The 20,910-nt window shown below is 50.5% G+C and carries 24 protein-coding genes; 17 read left to right on the top strand and 7 right to left on the bottom strand.

The annotated features are described in order from the left end of the window. The first annotated feature begins 15 nt into the window (after positions 1-15). The 11 genes from GZ59_RS00720 (at position 16) to GZ59_RS00665 (ending at position 10,665) form a co-directional block, all read left to right on the top strand. The gene (locus tag GZ59_RS00720; RefSeq protein ID WP_039289428.1) at positions 16-1,557 is read left to right on the top strand and encodes a glutathione ABC transporter substrate-binding protein; all 1,542 of its coding nucleotides are present in this window, start codon (positions 16-18) and stop codon (positions 1,555-1,557) included. A gap of 18 nt (positions 1,558-1,575) precedes the next feature. After that, positions 1,576-2,496, top strand: coding sequence for an ABC transporter permease (locus GZ59_RS00715; protein WP_039289426.1), 921 nt, complete (start codon positions 1,576-1,578; stop codon positions 2,494-2,496). A gap of 8 nt (positions 2,497-2,504) precedes the next feature. Continuing rightward, positions 2,505-3,404, top strand: a complete 900-nt coding sequence (locus tag GZ59_RS00710) for an ABC transporter permease subunit (protein ID WP_039289424.1) — start codon at positions 2,505-2,507, stop codon at positions 3,402-3,404. 8 nt (positions 3,405-3,412) lie between these two features. Further along, on the top strand, positions 3,413-4,513 hold the full coding sequence (locus GZ59_RS00705) for a DmpA family aminopeptidase (RefSeq protein WP_373365835.1): 1,101 nt from the start codon (positions 3,413-3,415) through the stop codon (positions 4,511-4,513). A 2-nt stretch (positions 4,514-4,515) separates the two neighbouring features. Next, positions 4,516-5,337: a M55 family metallopeptidase gene (locus GZ59_RS00700; protein ID WP_039289422.1), complete on the top strand. Its 822-nt coding sequence runs from the start codon at positions 4,516-4,518 to the stop codon at positions 5,335-5,337. A 59-nt stretch (positions 5,338-5,396) separates the two neighbouring features. Further along, positions 5,397-6,344: an isoaspartyl peptidase/L-asparaginase family protein gene (locus tag GZ59_RS00695; protein WP_039289420.1), complete on the top strand. Its 948-nt coding sequence runs from the start codon at positions 5,397-5,399 to the stop codon at positions 6,342-6,344. Between the two features lie 205 nt (positions 6,345-6,549). Then, positions 6,550-7,458 carry a LysR family transcriptional regulator gene (locus GZ59_RS00690; protein WP_039289418.1) on the top strand — a complete coding sequence of 303 codons (909 nt, stop codon included), beginning with the start codon at positions 6,550-6,552 and terminating at the stop codon, positions 7,456-7,458. A 98-nt stretch (positions 7,459-7,556) separates the two neighbouring features. After that, a complete protein-coding gene (locus GZ59_RS00685; RefSeq protein ID WP_039289416.1) occupies positions 7,557-8,420 on the top strand; it encodes a YicC/YloC family endoribonuclease in 864 nt (287 codons plus the stop codon). Between the two features lie 327 nt (positions 8,421-8,747). Beyond that, complete coding sequence (locus GZ59_RS00680; RefSeq protein ID WP_039289415.1) at positions 8,748-9,434, top strand: hypothetical protein; 687 nt, start codon at positions 8,748-8,750, stop codon at positions 9,432-9,434. Between the two features lie 340 nt (positions 9,435-9,774). Further along, the gene (locus GZ59_RS00670) at positions 9,775-10,320 is read left to right on the top strand and encodes a hypothetical protein (protein ID WP_235213962.1); all 546 of its coding nucleotides are present in this window, start codon (positions 9,775-9,777) and stop codon (positions 10,318-10,320) included. 147 nt (positions 10,321-10,467) lie between these two features. Beyond that, positions 10,468-10,665 carry a hypothetical protein gene (locus GZ59_RS00665; protein ID WP_039289411.1) on the top strand — a complete coding sequence of 66 codons (198 nt, stop codon included), beginning with the start codon at positions 10,468-10,470 and terminating at the stop codon, positions 10,663-10,665. Between the two features lie 17 nt (positions 10,666-10,682). Here the strand turns inward: GZ59_RS00665 and GZ59_RS00660 are convergent, their stop codons facing one another. Further along, entirely contained in the window at positions 10,683-11,162 is a 480-nt protein-coding gene (locus tag GZ59_RS00660; protein ID WP_039289410.1) for an Hcp family type VI secretion system effector, read from the bottom strand. Positions 11,163-11,651: 489 nt separating this feature from the next. Here GZ59_RS00660 and GZ59_RS00655 point away from each other — a divergent pair, with 489 nt between their 5' ends. After that, positions 11,652-11,954 (top strand): hypothetical protein, encoded by a 303-nt coding sequence (locus tag GZ59_RS00655; RefSeq protein ID WP_039289408.1) that lies wholly within the window; start codon positions 11,652-11,654, stop codon positions 11,952-11,954. Between the two features lie 142 nt (positions 11,955-12,096). Here GZ59_RS00655 and GZ59_RS00650 read toward each other — a convergent pair whose 3' ends face one another. Beyond that, positions 12,097-13,347 carry a type II toxin-antitoxin system HipA family toxin gene (locus GZ59_RS00650; RefSeq protein ID WP_039289406.1) on the bottom strand — a complete coding sequence of 417 codons (1,251 nt, stop codon included), beginning with the start codon at positions 13,345-13,347 and terminating at the stop codon, positions 12,097-12,099. After that, a complete protein-coding gene (locus GZ59_RS00645; RefSeq protein ID WP_039289403.1) occupies positions 13,344-13,652 on the bottom strand; it encodes a hypothetical protein in 309 nt (102 codons plus the stop codon). The genes GZ59_RS00650 and GZ59_RS00645 overlap by 4 nt, the downstream gene beginning before the upstream one ends. 296 nt (positions 13,653-13,948) lie before the next feature. Between GZ59_RS00645 and GZ59_RS00640 the strand changes: the two genes are divergently transcribed. Genes GZ59_RS00640 through GZ59_RS00630 form a run of 3 tightly spaced genes read left to right on the top strand, consistent with a single transcriptional unit; the run spans position 13,949 to position 15,218 of the window. Beyond that, positions 13,949-14,188, top strand: coding sequence for a type II toxin-antitoxin system Phd/YefM family antitoxin (locus tag GZ59_RS00640; protein WP_039289402.1), 240 nt, complete (start codon positions 13,949-13,951; stop codon positions 14,186-14,188). Then, on the top strand, positions 14,188-14,628 hold the full coding sequence (locus GZ59_RS00635; RefSeq protein ID WP_199559459.1) for a type II toxin-antitoxin system VapC family toxin: 441 nt from the start codon (positions 14,188-14,190) through the stop codon (positions 14,626-14,628). Before GZ59_RS00640 ends, GZ59_RS00635 begins: the two co-directional genes overlap by 1 nt. Positions 14,629-14,660: 32 nt before the next feature. Further along, positions 14,661-15,218, top strand: a complete 558-nt coding sequence (locus GZ59_RS00630) for a hypothetical protein (RefSeq protein ID WP_039289399.1) — start codon at positions 14,661-14,663, stop codon at positions 15,216-15,218. Positions 15,219-15,269: 51 nt separating this feature from the next. Here the strand turns inward: GZ59_RS00630 and GZ59_RS00625 are convergent, their stop codons facing one another. Then, a complete protein-coding gene (locus tag GZ59_RS00625; RefSeq protein ID WP_181023458.1) occupies positions 15,270-15,815 on the bottom strand; it encodes a hypothetical protein in 546 nt (181 codons plus the stop codon). A gap of 114 nt (positions 15,816-15,929) precedes the next feature. On the opposite strand from GZ59_RS00625, the gene GZ59_RS00620 reads away from it, so the two are divergent. Together GZ59_RS00620 and GZ59_RS00615 are read left to right on the top strand one after the other, a co-directional pair. Next, positions 15,930-16,316 (top strand): hypothetical protein, encoded by a 387-nt coding sequence (locus GZ59_RS00620; RefSeq protein WP_181023457.1) that lies wholly within the window; start codon positions 15,930-15,932, stop codon positions 16,314-16,316. Between the two features lie 31 nt (positions 16,317-16,347). After that, a complete protein-coding gene (locus tag GZ59_RS00615) occupies positions 16,348-16,710 on the top strand; it encodes a DUF596 domain-containing protein (RefSeq protein ID WP_039289396.1) in 363 nt (120 codons plus the stop codon). A 49-nt stretch (positions 16,711-16,759) separates the two neighbouring features. On the opposite strand, the gene GZ59_RS00610 is transcribed toward GZ59_RS00615, so the two are convergent. The 3 genes from GZ59_RS00610 to aldA form a co-directional block, all read right to left on the bottom strand. Beyond that, positions 16,760-17,944 carry an AI-2E family transporter gene (locus GZ59_RS00610; RefSeq protein WP_039289394.1) on the bottom strand — a complete coding sequence of 395 codons (1,185 nt, stop codon included), beginning with the start codon at positions 17,942-17,944 and terminating at the stop codon, positions 16,760-16,762. 137 nt (positions 17,945-18,081) lie between these two features. Further along, complete coding sequence (lldD, locus tag GZ59_RS00605) at positions 18,082-19,242, bottom strand: FMN-dependent L-lactate dehydrogenase LldD (RefSeq protein ID WP_039289392.1); 1,161 nt, start codon at positions 19,240-19,242, stop codon at positions 18,082-18,084. Between the two features lie 180 nt (positions 19,243-19,422). Continuing rightward, positions 19,423-20,862 (bottom strand): aldehyde dehydrogenase, encoded by a 1,440-nt coding sequence (gene aldA / locus GZ59_RS00600; RefSeq protein ID WP_039289390.1) that lies wholly within the window; start codon positions 20,860-20,862, stop codon positions 19,423-19,425. Positions 20,863-20,910 lie beyond the last annotated feature (48 nt).

The following is a 20,910-nucleotide window of genomic DNA, read 5'->3' as shown; positions in this document are numbered from 1 at the left end:
CCAGGAGAGATAACCATGAAGCCATTCGTTCGCCGCTCCGCCGTTGCCCTCGGGCTCTCACTGTGTCTGGCTGCTGTTGCCCAGGCGCAAGACCTTCGTATTTCCATCTATGCCGATATCACCGGGCTCGACCCGCACGACACCTCGGACACGCTGAGCTACTCCATTCAGAGCGGCATCTTCGAGCGTCTGTTCCAGTTCGATAACAAAATGAAGCTGGTGCCACGTCTGGCGACAGGCTATACCAGCAACGACGCCGCCACCGAGTTTGTCATTACGCTGCGTGAAGGCATCACCTTCCAGGACGGCGCCCCCTTCAACGCCGACGCCGTTAAAGCCAACCTCGACCGTCTGGCCGATCAGAGCAAAGGCTTAAAACGCAACAGCCTGTTTAACATGGTGCAAACCGTCACCGTGCTGTCGCCAACACAGGTTAAAATCGAGCTGAACAAATCCTTCGGTGCCTTTGTGAACACGCTGGCGCACCCGTCTGCTGTTATGCACAGCCCGGAAGCACTGAAGAAATATCCAGATGAAGCACAGCTGCGCGTACATCCAGTCGGTACTGGCCCGTTCAAGTTCACCGAATGGCAGCAGGGTAAAGACGTGAAGCTGGTGAAATTCGACAATTACTGGCAGAAAGGCTGGCCGAAAGTCGACAGCGTGACCTTCTACCCGACGCCAGAAGATTCCACTCGCGTGGCGTCCCTGAAATCAGGCCAGGTCGATGCCGTGTATCCGCTGCCTTCTGACCTGATCGGCACCGTACAAAACGACAGCAAACTGGCGATTCAGCGCGACCCAAGTATTTATCAGTTCTGGCTGGCAATGAACAACCTGCGCCCGCCGCTGAACGATATCCGCGTGCGTCAGGCACTTAACTACGCCATCAACCGCGATATCTGGTTGAAAGTCGGCTTTGCAGGTATGGGCGTTCCTGCCTCTTCAGCGATGGCACCGGACGTGCAGTTCTTCGCCCGCCAGAGCTCGCCGAACTACACCTATAACCCAGAAAAAGCCAAGGCACTGCTGAAAGAAGCGGGCTACGCCAACGGCCTGAGCCTGAAACTGTGGACGACGAACCGTACCGACTACATCCGTAGCGCGCAGTTCTTCAAACAGCAGTTAGAACAGGTCGGCATCAAGGTTACCGTTACCCCGATGGATTCCGGGATGCGTAACGCCAAGCTGTTTGGCGTGAAAGATCCAAAAGAAGCTGAATTTGACCTGTTCTATAACGGCTGGTCGCCATCTACGGGCGATGCTGACTGGGCGCTGCGTCCACTGTTCGCTACAGAGTCTTGGGTTCCGGTTGCTTACAACGTTTCCTACTACAGCAATCCGGTCACGGATAAAGCGATTACCGCTGGGTTGGCGACTGCTGATACAGACAAACGTGCCGCCGCTTACGCTGATGCACAGCGCCAGATTTGGCAGGATGCGCCGGTGGTCTTCCTGGGTTCGCCGGACAACGTGGTCGGCAAAACCAAGAACCTCGACGGCGTATACATGCTGGCAGACGGTTCACTGATCTTCGATCAGGCTGAATTTAAGTAATCGGTCAGGGAGAACGCCATGTTTGCTTATATCGTCCGACGTTTGCTGGAAATGATCCCGGTTCTGCTGGTGGTCTCCCTGTTAGTGTTCGGTTTTATCAAACTGCTGCCGGGTGATCCGGCACGCATTTACGCTGGTGCTGACGCGACTATTGAGGCGGTGGAAACCGCCCGTCAGCAATTAGGGTTGAACGATCCGCTGCCGCAGCAATATGTCCATTGGCTCGGCGGCCTGTTCAGCGGCGATCTGGGTGTAACGTATCGTACCCAGCAGCCAGTCATCGACGTCATCAGCAAGAGTTTCATGCCCACCATGTGGCTGGCGCTGGCGGGCTTTGTCTGGTCAGTCCTGCTCGGCCTGCTGATCGGCGTGGTTTCCGCGCTCAAGCGGGGAAAATGGCAGGACTGGACGCTAATGAGCTTCGCAGTCGGCGGGATTTCCATGCCGCCGTTCTGGCTCGGCCTGTTGCTGATTCAGTTTGTCGCCATGCCGTTCGGCGTCTTCTCCGTCAGCGGCTTTAATCAGCCCAGCGACATTATTCTGCCTGCGCTGACGCTCGGGGCATCGGTAGCCGCCGTCATGGCACGTTTTACCCGCTCCGCGTTTCTGGAAGTCGCACAAGAAGACTACGTGCGCACCGCTCGCTCCAAGGGGCTGCGCAATCGGCTGGTCACCTGGAAGCACGTGATGCGGAACGCGCTGATCCCGGTTATCACCATGCTCGGGCTGCAATTCGGCTTCCTGCTTGGTGGCTCCATCGTGGTCGAAAGCGTGTTTAGCTGGCCGGGACTGGGCTGGCTGCTGATTGAATCGATCAAGACGCAGGATCAGCCGGTCATGCAGGCGCTGGTGATGCTGTTCGTGTTTGAATTTATTGTCATTAACCTGTTGGTGGACCTGCTGTACGCGGTGGTCAATCCGGCGATTCGCCTACGTTAGGAGACACGATGAACCTCCCTTCCGATCCCGTCGTGGCCGTTGCCACGCTTGATGAAGAAACGATACGGTCGCCGTGGCGCGATTTCGTTCAGGTCTTTATCCGTAACCCGATGGCGCTGGTTTCCAGCGGCTTCGTTCTGCTGCTAGTGCTGGTCGCGGTTTTCGCCCCTTGGCTAGCACCGTGGAACCCGATGGAACCCGACTGGATGGCGTTAGCATCACCGCCTTCGTCAGCACACTGGATGGGCACCGACGATCTCGGGCGCGATGTGATGAGTCGTATCATCTACGGCGCTCGCATCTCGTTATATATCGGTGTTTTCTCCGTCACGCTGGGAATGCTGGTCGGTATCGTACTCGGCCTGCTGGCGGGGTACTACGGCCGCTGGGTGGATACGCTGATCATGCGCGGTTCCGACGTGCTGTTCGCCTTCCCCGGTATGCTGCTGGCAATTGCGGTCGTCGCGATCCTCGGTCCTGGCCTGAATAACGTGATTATCGCCGTGGCAGTTTTCAGCGTGCCGGTCTTCGCTCGCATCGTGCGTGCCTCCACCCTGTCGCTGAAACAGGCGGCCTATGTAGAAGCAGTACGCTGCGCCGGTGCACCGGATCGCATCGTACTGATGCGCCACATCCTGCCCGGCACGCTGCCTAACGTGATCGTCTATTTCACCATGCGTATCGGCACCAGCATCCTGACTGCGGCAGGGCTGAGCTTCATCGGTCTTGGTCCAGAGCCGGACGTGCCGGAATGGGGCAATATTCTGGCGATGAGCCGCAGCCTGATGATGGCGGGCGCGTGGCACGTTAGCGTGTTCCCCGGTCTGGCGATTTTCTTCACCGTGCTGGCGTTTAACCTGCTCGGGGATGCGCTGCGTGATACGCTCGATCCCAAACTGAAAAGCTGAGGACGGCAATGCACCGCGATCACCAGATGAAAGACTATCACCAGCAGCAGCAAGCGCTGGTGCTACAACGCTGGAAAACGACGCGGCAACTGGGTACGCCGCGCTCGGCCAGCGGGCCGCATAACAGCATCAGCGATGTGGCAGGCGTGCGAGTCGGCCACTGCACGCTGGCAGCGGGGGAAGTACAAACCGGCGTGACCGCGATTGTGCCGCCCGGCGAGAACCTGTTCACCCAGCCCCTGCCCTGCGGCGCGGCGGTGCTGAACGGCTTCGCCAAACCCGTCGGACTGGTGCAGATTGAGGAGTTGGGGCTGCTGCAAACACCTATCCTGCTCAGCAACACGCTGGCAACCGGCACGTTGTTTACCACGCTGGTACGCGACACGATTTCCCGCAATCCTGAACTGGGCCGCACGTTGCCGACAGTTAACCCGCTGGCGCTGGAGTGCAACGACGGCTGGCTGAACGACATTCAGGCGCTGGCTGTGACGGAACACATGGCGCGGCACGCACTGGATAGCGCAACGGATAACTTCGCACGCGGCAGCGTCGGTGCTGGACGTGGCATGAGTTGCTTTAGTCTGAAAGGCGGTATCGGCACAACATCACGTCTGATTCCCGAATTAAACGCCACGCTCGGCGTACTGGTGCTGGCAAACTTCGGCACACTTTCCGCGCTGACGCTGGACGGCGTACAGATGGGAGACGCCATCGCACCCATTCTGCCAGAGCTCGCACCGCAGCAGGATGCGGGATCGATCATCATTATCATGGCGACAGATGCACCGCTCGATGCCCGCCAGCTCAAGCGCATCGCCAAACGTGCGGGTGCGGGACTGGGACGACTCGGCAGCTACTGGGGACACGGTTCCGGCGACATCGCCGTGGCGTTCTCCACCTGCCCACAACCGCAACCGCCGGAGGATGCGCAGCTTGAACCGCTGTTAAGCGCCGCCGCCGATGCGACCGAACACGCCGTGCTCGACGCCATGCTTCAGGCAGACGCCGTCACCGGTTTTCGCGGCCATCATCGCCCGACGCTACCACAGGCGTTGGATAAGCTAGCCGCGACTTTCTCTTCTGTAGGTCATTCTCCCGTAGGAAACTGATTATGAAAATTTTTATCTCTGCTGATATTGAAGGGATCGCAGGCGTGATGCGCCCGGAACAGTGCAGCCCCGGCACCGCTGAATATCAGCTGGCACGCGGCCTGATGGAACAGGAAGTGAATGCCGCCATCGACGGCGCGTTCGCAGGTGGCGCAACAGAAGTGGTGGTCGCCGACAGCCATGCGGCAATGGTTAACCTACGTGCGGAGAACATCGACGCCCGCGCCCGACTGGTACAAGGTAAACCGCGCGGCTATTCGATGGTCGAAGGGCTGGAACAGCAGCAGTTCGACGGCATGATGTTCATCGGCTACCACAGCGCCGCGGGCGAGTTTGGCGTGCTGTCGCACACCATCAACGGCCGGGCGTTCTACCGCGTGCGCATCAACGGTGAAATCATGGGAGAGAGCGACATCTACGCCGCCGCAGGCGTTGAACAGAAGACGCCGCTCTGGCTGGTCAGCGGCGACGACACGCTCCAGAACTGGATTGCCCGTTACTATCCCGATACCGATTACGCCTGCGTTAAACGCGCTATCTCACAGCACGCAGCAGAATCCCTCAGCACCGAACAGGCTCGCCAGGTGATTCGCGACGCGGCAAAGGCGGCGGTGGAAAAAGCACACCGTTCGTTGAATTCGCGGATTCAGGCTCCCTACCGTCTTGAGCTGATGGTGGCAAAACCGGTACTCGCCGATCTATTCTGTCTGCTGCCGAACATTGAACGTTTGGATGCCATAACCGTAGGTTATACGGCGCAAAGCATGCGGGAAATCACCAGCCTGCTGGGTGCATTTTCCTATCTGGCGACAACGCAAAACTGATTCCGGTCTCTCCGCCCCTTATTCCGGGGCGTAAACCGATTGAAAAGAGAATTTATCGCATGACGAAACCCGTGATTGTGATCCACGGTGGCGCAGGTGCGCTGACCCGCTCGGCTATGAGTGCTGAAAAAGAGCAACGTTATCTGGCAGCGCTGTCCGAGATTGTTGCCAGTGGACAACGCATTCTGGCTGAAAACGGCAGCGCGCTGGATGCCGTGACGGAAGCCGTCCGCCTGCTGGAAGAGTGCCCGTTGTTCAATGCTGGACACGGCTCGGTGTTCACCCACGCGGAAACCCACGAACTGGACGCCAGCATCATGGATGGACGGACGTTAGATGCCGGCGCGGTCAGTTGCGTCAGCCACATCCGTAACCCGATTCTGGCAGCGCGCACTGTACTCGAAGCCAGCCAGCATGTGATGTTTACCGCCGATGGCGCAGAAGCGTTTGCCCAGCAGCATGGGCTGGAAAGGGTTGAGCCTGCATTTTTCTCCACCGACGAACGCCGTCAGCAGTTGCACAACGCGCAGGCGGGTTCAGGTCGCGTCATCCTCGATCATGACGGACAGAACGACCCTATCGATCCCGACCGTAAATTCGGCACCGTCGGCGCAGTCGCACTCGACAGTGCAGGAAATCTCGCAGCGGCAACCTCGACGGGCGGCATGACCAACAAACAGGCTGGGCGCGTGGGCGATAGCCCAATCATCGGTGCAGGCTGTTACGCCAATAACCAGACGGTCGCGGTTTCCTGCACCGGCACCGGCGAAGTCTTTATGCGCGCCGTCGCCGCTTATGATGTCTCGGCGCTTATGGAATACGCAGGACTGACTTTACAACAGGCCAGCGACCGCGTAGTGATGGAAAAATTACTGCAAATGGATGGCAGCGGCGGGATGATTGCCGTCGACAAAGAAGGCAACATCGCCCTGCCGTTCAACAGCGAAGGCATGTACCGCGGCTATGGCTACGTGGGGAAAGAACCCGTCGCCGATATCTATCGTTAAACTGTCGCACAAGTCGGTAGAAACCAAATTGCCCGATATCGGTGCGATCGCACCGATATCGGGCATCAAAATAGTGCACAAAGTGTTTTCATCGCTTATCTATCGACCATTCATCGCGGCCTTATAATCTGGCGTAATAATTGCAGACCCTTTGGTTATTACTCATACGACGTTCATCAGAAAACGTCAGCCGGAGCCTGCACTCATGCGATTACGCCATATTGAAATCTTCCAGGCCATTGTTCAGGCAGGCACTATCAGCGGTGCTGCTCGGTTGCTCAACGTCTCACAACCCAACGTCAGCCGCGTACTTAACCATGCAGAACAACAGCTCGGTTTTTCCCTGTTTGAACGTCGTACACAGGGAATGATCGCCACCGAAGAGGGGCTGCGCCTAATACCGAAAGTGCAGGAGCTTTTCAGCCATCTGCAAAGCATCAGTTCCCTCACCGAACAAATCAAAACCAGCAAAGCACACTCAGTGCGGCTGGGCGCGGCACACGCGTTCGGGCAGATGATCGTCGCACCAACGCTGGTGGAGTTTCATAAGCAGGCTGCATCGGTTAACGTCGAACTGGTAACCGAACACTTCAGCACGCTGTGCCAGAACATCCTGCAAAACCAGCTCGATTTCGCGCTGATTTTTGGTCAGCAGGTGCCGTCTGAACTGCTGGCGGAACCGTTGTTCCAGTCTACTATGGTTGCGCTATTGCCGAAAAATAGCCCAATAAATGGCCCGGTGTCGCTGGAATGGTTGTGCAACAATAACCTGCTGATGATGCAGCATCAGGATCCGCTCGGTCAGGTGGTACACCGTGCGCTGCGCGACAAAGCGCTACAGCCAGCGGCTTCGCTCTACATCAAAACCTACTCAGTGATTGCCGACATGGTTCTGGCGGGCGGCGGCGCGGGCATCGTCGATCTTTTCACCGCCTGCCGCTATGCGGACCAGCTCAAAATCGTCCCTATCGATCAGCCGCTGCCTTTTGAAGTCACGCTGATCAGCCGCCGCGACAACCCACAATCGCAGGCGACGCTGCAACTGAAACAGATGATGAAGAACCGCTGTCGTGACATCGCCAGACAGCACGAGACTCTGCTTTACGCCGCCTGATTCGCGACAGACGCCACGCCACGGACGGTTTTTCCTATCCCCTGCGCAGGACTCAACGCTATAATCCTTCCCATCATTTGCTTTACAGGTATGCACCAATGATTCGCAGCATGACCGCTTACGCCCGCCGAGAAATCAAGGGCAACTGGGGAAGCGCAGCCTGGGAACTGCGTTCCGTTAACCAGCGCTATCTGGAAACCTATCTTCGTTTACCGGAACAATTCCGCAGCCTCGAACCTGTGGCCCGCGAACGCATCCGCGCCCGTTTGACCCGTGGAAAAATCGAATGCAACTTGCGTTTTGAACTCGATCCCAGTGCGCAAAGTTCGCTGATCCTGAACGAAAAGCTGGCGAAACAGCTGGTTAATGCCGCCAACTGGGTCAAAATGCAGAGCGACGAGGGCGAAATCAACCCGGTTGATATTCTGCGCTGGCCGGGCGTGATGTCGGCAGAAGAGCAGGATCTGGACACCATCAGCACCGAACTGCTGAAAGCACTGGAAGGCGCGCTGGATGACTTCATCCTCGCCCGAGAAAGCGAAGGTAACGCGCTGAAAGCGATGATCGAACAGCGTCTGGCTGGTGTTAGCGCCGAAGTGACCAAAGTCCGTGCCCAGATGCCGAACGTCCTGCTATGGCAGCGCGAGCGCCTGCAAAGCAAGCTGGAAGATGCGCAGGTACAGCTGGAAAATAACCGTCTGGAACAGGAACTGGTGCTGATGGCGCAGCGCGTCGACGTCGCCGAAGAACTCGACCGCCTCGATGCTCACGTCAAAGAAACCTACAAAATCCTGAAAAAAGAAGAAGCCGTCGGCCGCCGCCTCGACTTCATGATGCAGGAATTCAACCGCGAATCGAACACGCTGGCCTCGAAATCCATCAACGCCGACGTAACCGCTTCAGCAATCGAGTTGAAAGTGCTGATCGAGCAAATGCGGGAACAAATTCAGAATATCGAGTGATTTCCATTCAACATCATTGACCTACACAAGCCCATGTAACATGGGCTTTTTATGCATTTCAAATTCCAATAATGAACATTCACATCCATAGAAAACCACGAATTTTCGGGGGCACACATAATCACCGCCTTTTTCATCACAATCTATAACTACTCATTTTTATTTATATAAGGATATATTATCGTATTTTCTAAAAAAACAATGTTTTCATTCTATAATTAGTAGGATGCAAATTATCAGACAAGCAAAAGCATTGAAATATTTCCGCTTATTCGGGTAAACTGCCTGCATAAAGGGAGAGAACCAGCCTAACAAAAGGGACGTAACATGCAGTTATCAGAATATTTAAAATACAAAATGGAGTCTGATAAAGTTCTCGCAACCCATTTAGGTGACATCACAAAGAAATTAAAGAGCAACTCAATAAGCTTAACAACAGATCTATATAGTGGTATGGAAAGGACAAGCTGGTATTCATCATGCTTATTTGAGAAATATAACGATGTCTGTCAAGAATTACAGTATGAAGATTCCAGAATGGTTAGTGCAATAAAAAAAGTATTTAAAAGAGATGATGTTATTCTGGATATGGTGAAAATTTATACCGATAATTTAATGAAAGACTTTGATGAAAATAAACAAAAAACAATAGCCAAAGCAATTTTAGGTGTAACATCTGAATTCTCCACAAACAGGGTGATAAAAGAATCAATATCATATGCATTAGCTAAATTTATTAGCACTACTCTTAATTTCAATGCATCCTTACGCAAAACAATTAATCAAACATCTTATTGGGCTATAACAGTAACAGCATTTTATGGCAAAGTTCAGAAAGCGGCCATGTCAGCCCGCCATTTACGGGATATTAACCCCGCACTATATGCTTTATTTTATGCACAAAAATTAGAAATGTTATACTTTTTAATAGAACCAATCCTATTACCATATATTCCAACCAATTCAAAAAGTGAAGAAGAAATAATAAACTTAACTAATGGGATAATAAGGTAATGAGTTTAAAAAAGATGCTAGTATATATGATAAAAAATTTCATAATCACTGAAGTTTTAGTTATTATAACCATTGCATTATGGTTTTTTTATGTCTCGTTTATTCCAGAGCATTGGATGAAACTGATGTTGCTTTCAATTGCCATAATCATATTTATTAATATTAAATATGGTTCAAAAAAATCAGGCCGAAAGTAAATAGGCCTTTAATATTATCAGTAAGCTACATTCTGCCAAAGCATGTATGCGTTTGTTCTCGCAATAACATTGAAATATTGCCAGTTATTCGGGTAAACTGCCTGCATAAAGGGAGAGAACCAGCCTAATAAAAGGGACGTAACATGCAGTTATCAGAATATTTAAAATACAAAATGGAATCAGAAAGAGTTCTCGCCACTCACTTAGATAGCATTGTACATAAGTTTAAAGAAAACACCGCAAGCATTACCTCTGACTTATATAGCGGAATAGAAAGGGCAACATGGTATTCATCTTGTCTTATAGAGAAATACAATGACGATTGCCAGCAATTAAAATCCGAAAATGGAAGAATGTATCTTGCTATAAAGCAAATATACAAAAGAAGAGATGTAATTATTGACATTTTAGTTGAGTATATAAAACTTCTATTAAAAGACACCGAAGAAAGAGAGCAAAAATTAATAGCTAAAGCTATATTAGGTGTATCAATAGCATCAGATATGACGACAAACAGAGCAATAAAAATGTCAGTTGCTTATCTGCTTGCAAAACATATTGCATCTTCGTTAAATTTTTCACTGTCAATTCGCCGATCGATTAATAAATATTCACTGATAGTGATTAAGTGCTCTCACTTTTCATGGCAAGGTTCAGAAGGCCGCGATGTCTGCACGACACCTACATGATGTATGCCCAGAGCTATACTGGTCTCTCTATGCTATGCAGGTTGAGATGTTGTATTTCGTATTTGAAGAACGCCTATCCCCCTATGTGCCAAGAAATCCCTATGACAAAATCGATATAACAGAAGCAATAAACGGAATTCTAAAAAAATGAGTTTAAAGAAAATACTTTCTTATGCAGTTAAAGAATTTATTAACACCTATACCACGATGGCGTTAATAATTGGTTTAGGTGTTTTATTCTACGAATTCATCCCTGAGCATTGGGGAAAACTGACTATTCTTTCGATTGTCATTATTGTTTATGTTGACGTAAAATTCTTTTCAAAAAAATCAGGCCGAAAGTAAATCGGCCTTTAATATTATCAGTAAGCTACATTCTGCCAAAGCATGTATGCGCTAGTTCTCGCAATAACATGCTCCCATTCAATAGAAGCAAATTTGAATGATACGCTTTCCTGTGGCTGAACCTCATTATGTGTCAGCGAGTTAGGATAGAAAAAACGGATGTTGCTGATAAGCGCATCCCGAAGCTTCATCTTAAAATAAAGTTCATTTCCACCAGACTGAGCCGTTCTATAGAAAGAAAAAACGCACTCCAGTTTTTCCTTATCATTTATTGCCTGAGCGAACAATGGTGTAGCTTTATCAATTGGTTTTCTGATTTCTACAGGAAGAAGAGAAATATTTTCTTCCCGACTAATGTTATTCACCAACTCATAAACAAAAATTTCATTCTCATGTGCGGATTGATACTTGTTTCCAATAGAATCCAGCGATGAACACCCTGCTGATATCAGTCCCTGCTTTTCCCCGGTAATGCTAAGATAAATAAGATTGGACATCATGCCTCCATACAAAAAAAATCCCACTCTACGGTACAGATCCGTAGTATCTATTGCATAGATATAATACGCTCTCAGGTGAGAGTTTAAAATACAACACCCTTTATTTTTGTGTGATTTTTTAATTGAAAAAATCACACAAGTTATCGTTTAAAGGATACCCTTTAAAACAAATTCTAGTATAATCGACAGCCGTTTTTCTTGGCGATTATTGAGGGTTTTATCAGCCTGTTTGCGTCATGTTCCTTTTTATCATGAACATAAATTCGTTCTGTTCTTCCACCATTATTAATAATAAAACTGATAATTCGATATTAAGATTCAAACATCGAATAACTTCCAGCCTGCTCCACTAACTGCCAAAACACCCTGTTTTCAGAGCGTTTTTAATTTCTATGACTACCAAGTCAATGGCTACGAAACTCGTAGTATCTGAACCCGTAAAAAGCATCGACAATTGGTGACACTAACTTTCAAGGAGGATCGCCAATGACCATTACAAATGCTGCCGTAACAGAGAGTTCCATTACTATTTTCCAAGACCTAATTGCTTCGCTACCCATTGATCACCTTAGTCGTGCTCAACGTGACGATCTCAGCGCAATCGCCGCAGAGTCGGTTGAAGGGCTATGCCACGGTTTACAGTACCTGAGCAAATCGCTGGTCACAGAAACCGTCACAGAGCACCTTCAACAAATTAGCTCTTACCTCAACACCTGCGCGCATTTGATTCCGGTATTGGTCATACTCAGCGAACATATTTCATCTGTTCACACGGCAAATCTAGCCTAAAACTGTCCCTATCAGAGCCTAATAAGGACAAATTTTTTATAAAATGTCCTTATTAACTTGAATTTTGTCCTTATCTCTACTCAATATAGAGACACTACCGCTATTCTGTCCTTATAGAAACACGCCAATAAACCGACCAGCGCTACACATTAAACGCCTCTTGTTTGGTAAGTTGCTCGTTGCGGCTGATACCCAGACGGCTTGCGACAGTTTGCCACCCTTTTACTGCACCCATGACATCATCATAGATGCAAGTGGCGTCCTCGCGGCTTAAGCGGAAGAAATCGATCACCTCGAAGGCCAGTGTATAGTCGAGTTCGTTAGCGGTATCGGTGATGTTGAGATGCAAGCCATGTTTACCCACTATCGGGTTTAAATCGTATGCCGGAGATAACTTCCAGCCTTTATCGGCGAGCAAAAAACCATGATTTCTGAGGTGATCGTCTGTATTGGACACCGCAATATTAAACACAATTCTGCGCCATAGCTGGGCAAGATCGGCTTTGGTTTGCGCACCACTATTACTTAAAAACTCTGCTATCTCCAGATAGCTAGCGCCGTCAGATTGCTCACCGTCATAATATTGCAGTTGCGTCATCGCCGATGAGAAATGAATCCGTTTATCACCTACGCGGTCAAAGCGCTTAGTCAGGAAAGTGTGGTGTTCAGCCGAAAATTTGCGTATTTCACTCGGATACATATCGACACCCGCAGCCAACGCGAGCTGATAACACACCATTTCCCAAGCACCCACATCAAATGTGTCGTTCTGATTGGGAAATTTGGCAATCCATAGATGCCCCTCTGAATCGGTCACACACGCTTTGGGTCTTGCTCCCCCCAGTGAGGATCCTGGAGATATCAGCATCTTGAGCCAACGGTAATAATCATCGCTGTCGATGTTGTCATCCCGTTCAATGTTCATCGCTGCCTGTTCCAACTCACGTAACGATGTCATCGGTGGAGCGGAAAACTCGGTGTTATTGTCTAAAAAATCTTGCGACGCCGCCGTCTTAAAACGAATACCGCCCATTCGATAGGTATCGTGAACTCCAAGAAGATAATCCAACTCCGTCAGTTTCGCGCTCGCTCGTATGCCTTTACGGCATTCAATTGCCGCGCGTCGCTGCATCAAAATGCGCCCCCAACGATCGGGAGATGAATCCAGAAAGGCACGGAAATTTTTATCTGCCGAGTCGTTATAAAGCTCCCCACGGTGCAATGCCAATAAGGGGTCGATCTGCAAACGATAGTTGGATGCCAAAAAATGTTTGTCGTAAGCAAAGCTAAACACACCGCCACGGCTGCTTTCTGCAAACGTCAAATGCCCCACTAACAGAGGGGTATCAATAGGCATCCAGGATGCATAAACCTCAACGATGGAGCGGCTCATTTTGTGCCCTCCAACAGCTTGATGTTCTGTAACTTCATGCCGACTTCATCGTGAGCCGCAAGTTTGGCAAAGTTATCTTCCATACCCAGTACGGCCATCACCTTTAGATAAGTCCCAATCGCCACGCCCGGATCGCCAGAGAAGACTTTATTGACGGTTTTGTTATCAAATCCCGTGCGATCGCAGATCATTTTTTTAGTGAATCCACGACGTTTGACAGCAAGCAGTAAATCCTCACCAAACGTGGTCAGGATCTTTCGTTGCTTTGGAAACAGCACCCTGTACATATCTCGCTTGGCCATCATCAACCTCACACCAAAGTAGGACTATATTCCCAGTATTAACCCATTAATGGGAATATAGTCCCACATTATCAGGTAATCAATGTAGCGAAGAGCAAAAATCAAGCAACATGGGACTGTATTCCTATAATGGCGCCAAAAATGGGAATACAGTCCTATTTTATCGGTCGATGAAAGCGACACAAAATATCTACCCACACTTTAATCGGTCATAGATTGACCAACTCTTAAATGACCAGTAGACTAGATTCATATAGACCAACTTTTTTTAAGATTCTGACCAAATCTTCGGAGGACACGTGCAAAAAATCAATCTCTACGAGGCAAAGACCAATTTCTCCAAAATCATCAATCATGTATCAGAAACGGGAGAGTCCTATGTTATCGCCCGCAACGGTAAACCCGTCGCTAAGATCGTCCCTCTTACCGTGACCGAGAAAACGCCACGTATTGGTTTCATGAAGGGCCAAGTTTCAGCCCCAGAGAATTTTAATGATTTGAATAAAGAAGAAATTATCGACATGTTTAATGGAAAATAATGATGACAATCAACAAGGACGATGCCCCAAAGCGGCGCTCTACTAGCTACTTGTTAGATACGCACGCGTTAATTTGGCTAGCAGGAGAACCGGAAAAACTTAGCAGCGAGGCAATTGCCATTCTTTCCGATGATAATAACCGTTTTTACTTCTCTTCGGTCAGCATACAAGAAATAGCAATCAAAACTGCTCTAAACAAACCCAGTTTTAGTATTGATGCTGAGGCTATAACAAAAGGTTTATTATCAGCAGATTATCTTGAGCTTCCGATGCATGCAACTCACGCCTATAACCTCGCTGACTTACCCGAAATGCACCAAGACCCGTTTGACCGAATGTTAGTCTCTCAGGCGAAAATAGAAGGTCTGGCATTGATAACGAACGATGGCAATATTATTAAGTATTGCTCAGATTATATCAGCGTGATCGAATGCTGTTAGCACACCAGTGAAAACAGGGAAAAACAACCGCCATGCGTTATCTCGTCCTCCCCTTCATGCTTCTTGCCTTAACAGGCTGCCAGGCGATCACTACCTTCGATAAATACGCCACGATGCGTCTTTATGAAGTGTATGAAACCAACAACCTTTCCGCCTGCGATTACAAACCTAAATTCCGCGACTGTACGGTGAATAAGCGATCTTTTAACGTCAGAATATCCGACGATAAGAGCAAAATTGCATTAGTGGTAAGAACCGAATATGCCTATTTCGGCTTTACCCGCGATGATTTTGCACGGCAGACGCAGCCGCTGCGTGATTTCCTGATTTGGACGGAAGATCCAGCCGCAAAAGATAAACAGATTACCCAGCTACGCAAAGCCGGAAACGTTGGCGGCAGTCTGTACGACAACAGAGAAGTGCAATATCAGTTCGATTATCTACACACCCGTGCCGATATTCCTCTGCTCGTCGTTAAGCCCGGTGAAAATGCGGATTTCTACGGCCTGACCATCGATGAAGTGAAAAATCTGCTATCGGTGATGGATGCCTGGTATGCCGGTACGTTCTCAGGAAAACAGCTGACGTAACCACGGTAGGAGCGGCCAGATAAGTTGGCGTATCTGGCCGAAACCTAATAATTAAAATTTCTGCATTCTGGACGTGAATTGGCCGCAGTTTTTCAGCATCAAATCTTTGACAAGTCGGCGGTCGTAGTAGCCTTTTTCAGTCTTGAAGACTTCATAAACCTCAAGGCGTCGTGCCGAATAAGGCCCGGCAAATTCGCCAGTGATATAGTAGTAATTCCCGACCACGGGCTTAAACGTCACGGTTCTGAATCCGCCATTGCCTGCAATCATTCTAACCGCGATATTGTTTTTCGCACTGACCCAAAACTCACGAATCATTGTTGGTGTTTCGGGAATTTCAGGGAAGCCGAGCTCTTTATTATTGAGTTTAGTTTGGAACCCAATCGCATTATTGGTGTAGCCATTTTCTGGCGCATCAATATTAATGCATCTATCAGTATTCGGATAAACGCGAATATAGTCGAGGTTACGGTTATCAAACGTCATACCAACACGATCCGTTCCCTGATAGTCCTCCAACTTATTGCTGTACGTTGCGACCGAGCACCCGCTGAGTAATGCCGCACTCACCCCAATCAGAAGAATTTTTCCCAACATAACCATCCCTTACCTTTATAAAATCAGAACTTCCTGATTATTTTACGCCGTTTTTTATTCGAGAATTCAAGCCGTATTTTCCTCACCTTAAACACTCTTGACGAACGAGGCAACGTGGCAATTTCTCTCTATTACACCGCTCGACGTAAAAAATCCCTGAGCCAGAAAGAGATATCTGCCGTGAAGGAGATCGTCCAACGCCATTCTGTTAATGACCAAATTGAGAAATATCTGACGACGGGTACAGGCCTGAACTGGGAATCCTTTGATTTCGCCCTCAATGTGAAAATCGGTAACGTCTTTAGGAAAGGGATCGTGCTCTCCGGTTCAACCAAACTTCCCGACAACGAGGAAGAAGCAATCTGGATTGGCGTACAGCACTGGTGCCAGTGTTTATCCGAGATTCGCGGTGCTCTTACGCACTGTGAATGGCACGTCGCGGTTGACGATCGCACGATTCCGTGGAGCCATGAGGTCAATGCCTATGACCCTACACGGTAGAAACGTGAGCTTCTGAAAAACAGGAGGGAAGATGAACGACAACGACATTTTTGATGCAGTCACGACTAGCGCATACGGGCTGTCGATGGGCGCAATATGGCAACATATTGCAGTGGAGTGTCGGGAAAATCCCAGAACGTACACACAGCGTCAGACGCTGTTTTTCGATCTGCTAGAGCACCTCATCGTCGCAGGAAAAATCAGGCTTGCCAGCAAGGGAGAATATCTGCGGGGCGAACCGAAATATCAGATCGATCAACTCCGGGAAGCCTTTCCATCTGACGTCTCCGACGATGAATTTGATGATGTAGATGAATTTGGCCTGTGGTTCTTCGCCAAAGCGCCCGCAGGCGTCGTGTGGATCACGCCCGAGGGACAAGAGATTTGGACGTAAGAGGAATCCGCCGAAGCAGATCCCTCTGACTCACGACCAGACAGCAAACTTACTCCGTGGTCTTACGTTCAACGCTCTGGCCTTCCACTACCTGACCCTCTAGCACCTCACTCTCTTCCGGTTTTACCACATTCGGATGCTGACGCCCTTCTTCGATAAAATCTTCGCTGATACCTTCGATATTTTCCTGATTATCACGCCCAGAGAGGATGTTCCAGCAAGCGATGAACAGCGCAGCAATCAGCGGGCCAATCACAAAACCGTTAATGCCGTAGATTTCCATGCCGCCCAACGTGGCGATCAGAATCAGGTAATCCGGCATTTTGGTGTCTTTCCCCACCAGCAGCGGACGCAGAATGTTGTCCACCACCCCAATCACCAGCACAAAGAACGCGACAATGAAGATGGCTTGCCAGAGCATATCCGTCGCGAACAGGAAGATAGCGGCAGGCACCCAGATAATCGCCGAACCCACAGCGGGGATCAGCGACAGGAACGCCATCAGCGAGCCCCACAGCAGGCTACCTTCTATCCCTGCGATGGAGAACGCAATACCGCCCAGTGTCCCCTGCACAATCGCCACGACCACGGTGCCTTTCACGGTCGCCCGCGATACGGCGGCAAACTTCACTAGCAGGTGATGCTTAACATGGGTAGAAAGCGGTAGCGATTCCAGAATCAGGTTCACCAGATAGGAACCGTCCTTCAAAAGGAAGAAGAGCAGGTAAAGCATCACCCCAAAACCAATGAAGAAGGTGAATGTTCCTTTGCCGATCAGGAGCACGCTTCCCGCCAGATATTGCCCGCCTTTCAGCGCTACCTGAGAAAGCTCTTGCTGTATTTTGGCGGCGTTATCCAGATTGTGTTCTGTCAGGAAATGCCGTGCCCACTTCGGTAGATGCTGAAACAGCTCCGCCAGCACCACAGGGAATTGCGTATTGCTATCCTGTAATCGGGTGTAAACCCCGTTAATTTCAACCACCAGTGAGGAAACAATGATCCCCAATGGAATGAACACAATCAGAAAGATGATCAAGACGGTCAGCAGCGAGGCCAACCCGTTGCGATCGTTTAATTTTTGCCGAATCTTGCTTTTCAGCGGATGGAAGATGATGGCCAACACTGCCGCCCATAAAATGGCGGAATAATATGGCGCCAAGATGTCAAAAAACGCCAGCGTGACGACAAACAAGATAAGGATGAAGAATCCCTTCGTGAGCCCTTTAATATTCACAACGATTTCCCCTTCGTTCAATCTGCTCTCGAAATATAGAACGAAGTGGGGCATTTGCAATACAGGAAAAAGCCATCCCCCAACAAAAGCCATTAGGAAACGCGGCGAGAGGATCACTCTCACCGTCTGATTCGCGCTTACAGGCCGTCCAATCGCCGCTGCGTAACCTGCACCAATGAATCAGTGGTAATGTCGGCAATGGAATTAGCACCGGTGAGCGTCATCGCCACACGCATCTCTTTTTCGATCAGGTTCAACAGATTAACCACACCCGCCTCGCCCGCCGCCGCGAGCGCGTAGACAAACGCGCGTCCGAGCATTACGCCATCCGCGCCCAGCGCAATCATGCGCACCACATCCAGCCCGGTACGAATACCGGAATCCGCCAGAATGGTGATATCGCCTTTTACCGCATCGGCGATGGCAGGTAGAGCATGTGCCGTCGACAGCACGCCATCCAACTGGCGACCGCCGTGATTGGAGACGACGATGCCGTCTGCGCCAAACCTGACCGCTTCTTTGGCATCTTCCGGGTCAAGGATGCCTTTGATGATCATTGGCCCTTTCCAGAACTCGCGAATCCATGCTAAATCTTGCCAGGAAATGGAGGGATCGAAATTCGCCGCCAGCCAGCCGATGTAGTCTTCGAGCGTCGTGGGTTTGCCACGATAAGCGGAGACGTTCCCCAAATCGTGCGGCTTACCGTTCAGGCCGACATCCCACGCCCATTGTGGATGAGTCACGGCCTGTAACATACGGCGCGCTGCCGCATTCGGCCCGCTCATACCAGAATGCGCATCGCGATAACGCGCACCCGGCGTCGGCATATCCACGGTAAACACCAGCGTTTTCACCCCTGCAGCCTGCGCACGCTCCAACGCACTACGCATAAAGCCGCGATCTTTTAACACGTAAAGCTGGAACCACATCGGGCGATCGATGGCAGGTGCGACTTCCTCAATCGGGCAGACTGAAACCGTGGATAAGGTAAACGGAATCCCTTTCTGTGCCGCCGCACGAGCCGCCTGTACCTCGCCGCGTCTGGCGTACATACCGGTCAGACCAACGGGAGCCAGCACCACCGGCATTGCCAGTTTTTCACCGAACAACTGCGTTTCCAGACTCAGGTCGGACATATTTTTCAGGATACGCTGACGCAGTGCGATATCTGCCAGATCGGCGGTATTACGCCTGAGCGTGTGCTCGCCATACGCACCGCCATCAATATAGTGAAAAAGAAACGGCGGCAGCCTACGCTGCGCCGCTGCCCGATAGTCCGTTGAAGCAGAGATGATCATCGTCCTTTCCCATCCTTCTTCTGGTTTGTGCCACTGTTACAGTAAGTGGAATTCGTGCTGTTCGCTTAAGCCTGTTATTTGGGAAACACAGGGGAGATTCCCGCAGGGACGCCTCACCCCTGTGGTCGCCCCGTGTATCTCGATGCTTAAACGATCGGCATGACTTTAGTGAAGCTGCTTTTAGTGAAATTGAAGGTACGCGACATGCGTTTGCAGGTATTCCTGCAAGCCGTGCTTGCCGTCCGCGCCACCCACGCCGGATTTACGCCAGCCCGCGTGGAAGCCCTGCATCGCCTCGAAGTTTTCACGGTTGATGTAGGTTTCGCCGAACTTCAGCCCTTTTAGCGCTTTCATCGCGGTGTTGATGTTTTGAGTATAGATCGACGATGTCAGGCCATATTCACTGTCGTTCGCCATCGCAATCGCCTCTTCCAGCGTGTCAAAGGTCGCCACTGGCAGCACCGGGCCAAACACTTCTTCGTGCATGATTGGCATCTCTTGCGTCACGTTTACCAGCAGCGTCGGCGGATAGAAATACCCCGTACCGCTTTCAGACTTGCCGCCAAGCAACACCTTCGCGCCCTGCGATACCGCTTTAGCGACCTTGTCTTCTACACGCTGTAGCGCCGCAGCACTGATTAACGGCCCCATATCCAGCGCTTTTTTCTCCCCCGTGTTGCCGAAGGTCACCTGTTCCATGGCGGCTTTAATACGGATGATAAATTCATCGTAAATGCCTTTCTGCACGTAAACGCGCTCGGCGCAATTACACACCTGCCCGCTGTTAATGACGCGAGAACTGACAATCGCTTTAACGGCCAGATCGAGATCGGCATCATCCATCACGATGGCTGGCGCTTTGCCGCCCAGTTCCAGCGACACCTTCGTGACGTTCTGCGCTGCTGCCGTCATGGTGGCAATCCCCGCCGCCACGCTGCCAGTCAGGCTGACCATGCCCACTTTCGGGTTACCGGCCAGCTCTTGCCCTACCGTAGGGCCGTAGCCGGTAACAAAATTGATGACGCCTTTCGGCAGGCCAATTTTGTGAATGATTTCGGCGAAAATCACTGCATTATTCGGCGTGATCTCGCTCGGTTTGATGACGATGGTATTGCCGGTAATCAGCGCAGGAGCGGCCTTACGTGCAATCAGGAAGAAGGGGAAGTTCCACGGCAGAATACCGGTCGTGACGCCAATCGCTTTACGAAAGACGAAGATATTTTCATTCGGTCGGTCGCTCTGAATAATCTCGCCTTCATAACGGCGCGCCCACTCGGCCATGTAATCCAGATAGTCGGCGGTGAACAACACCTCCGTCTGCGCCAGACCGTGGGTTTTACCGCCTTCCGCAATGATGGTGTCGGTCAGTTCGGCTTCGCGCTCGCGAATACCGGCGGCTATCTTGTGTAGCCAAACGCCGCGTTCAACCGCAGGCAGCGCTTCCCAGCTCGGCTGTGCAGCTTCTGCCGCATCAATCGCTCTTTTTGCATCGTCAGCGGAGCCTTCTGGGATCTGTGAAATGACCTGCTCGGTCGCCGGGTTCACTACGTCAATCCACTTCCCGCTTCTGTTTTCAACAAACTCACCGTTGATGTACATACGTTTCTGGGTGGTGCTCATGTCAGGCGTCTCCAAAGTGATATACCCGTCATACTTCAAGCCGCATGT

Origin of the sequence: Pectobacterium atrosepticum (assembly GCF_000740965.1) — a bacterium.
Lineage (GTDB): Bacteria > Pseudomonadota > Gammaproteobacteria > Enterobacterales > Enterobacteriaceae > Pectobacterium > Pectobacterium atrosepticum.
The sequence above is the reverse complement of the archived record's forward strand: the minus strand, read 5'-3'. Positions and strand labels throughout refer to the sequence as shown.

Bases quoted from the DNA above. Each gene is read 5' to 3' on its own strand.
- GZ59_RS00655 (WP_039289408.1), top strand. From the start codon at position 11,652: ATGACCATTACAAATGCTGCCGTAACAGAGAGTTCCATTACTATTTTC.
- GZ59_RS00630 (WP_039289399.1), top strand. From the start codon at position 14,661: ATGCGTTATCTCGTCCTCCCCTTCATGCTTCTTGCCTTAACAGGCTGC.
- aldA (WP_039289390.1), bottom strand. From the start codon at position 20,862: ATGAGCACCACCCAGAAACGTATGTACATCAACGGTGAGTTTGTTGAA.
- GZ59_RS00650 (WP_039289406.1), bottom strand. From the start codon at position 13,347: ATGAGCCGCTCCATCGTTGAGGTTTATGCATCCTGGATGCCTATTGAT.
- GZ59_RS00710 (WP_039289424.1), top strand. From the start codon at position 2,505: ATGAACCTCCCTTCCGATCCCGTCGTGGCCGTTGCCACGCTTGATGAA.
- GZ59_RS00615 (WP_039289396.1), top strand. From the start codon at position 16,348: ATGAACGACAACGACATTTTTGATGCAGTCACGACTAGCGCATACGGG.
- lldD (WP_039289392.1), bottom strand. From the start codon at position 19,242: ATGATCATCTCTGCTTCAACGGACTATCGGGCAGCGGCGCAGCGTAGG.
- GZ59_RS00720 (WP_039289428.1), top strand. From the start codon at position 16: ATGAAGCCATTCGTTCGCCGCTCCGCCGTTGCCCTCGGGCTCTCACTG.
- GZ59_RS00645 (WP_039289403.1), bottom strand. From the start codon at position 13,652: ATGATGGCCAAGCGAGATATGTACAGGGTGCTGTTTCCAAAGCAACGA.
- GZ59_RS00690 (WP_039289418.1), top strand. From the start codon at position 6,550: ATGCGATTACGCCATATTGAAATCTTCCAGGCCATTGTTCAGGCAGGC.
- GZ59_RS00680 (WP_039289415.1), top strand. From the start codon at position 8,748: ATGCAGTTATCAGAATATTTAAAATACAAAATGGAGTCTGATAAAGTT.
- GZ59_RS00660 (WP_039289410.1), bottom strand. From the start codon at position 11,162: ATGTCCAATCTTATTTATCTTAGCATTACCGGGGAAAAGCAGGGACTG.
- GZ59_RS00715 (WP_039289426.1), top strand. From the start codon at position 1,576: ATGTTTGCTTATATCGTCCGACGTTTGCTGGAAATGATCCCGGTTCTG.
- GZ59_RS00700 (WP_039289422.1), top strand. From the start codon at position 4,516: ATGAAAATTTTTATCTCTGCTGATATTGAAGGGATCGCAGGCGTGATG.
- GZ59_RS00670 (WP_235213962.1), top strand. From the start codon at position 9,775: ATGCAGTTATCAGAATATTTAAAATACAAAATGGAATCAGAAAGAGTT.
- GZ59_RS00685 (WP_039289416.1), top strand. From the start codon at position 7,557: ATGATTCGCAGCATGACCGCTTACGCCCGCCGAGAAATCAAGGGCAAC.
- GZ59_RS00665 (WP_039289411.1), top strand. From the start codon at position 10,468: ATGAGTTTAAAGAAAATACTTTCTTATGCAGTTAAAGAATTTATTAAC.
- GZ59_RS00705 (WP_373365835.1), top strand. From the start codon at position 3,413: ATGCACCGCGATCACCAGATGAAAGACTATCACCAGCAGCAGCAAGCG.
- GZ59_RS00625 (WP_181023458.1), bottom strand. From the start codon at position 15,815: ATGTTGGGAAAAATTCTTCTGATTGGGGTGAGTGCGGCATTACTCAGC.
- GZ59_RS00695 (WP_039289420.1), top strand. From the start codon at position 5,397: ATGACGAAACCCGTGATTGTGATCCACGGTGGCGCAGGTGCGCTGACC.
- GZ59_RS00635 (WP_199559459.1), top strand. From the start codon at position 14,188: ATGATGACAATCAACAAGGACGATGCCCCAAAGCGGCGCTCTACTAGC.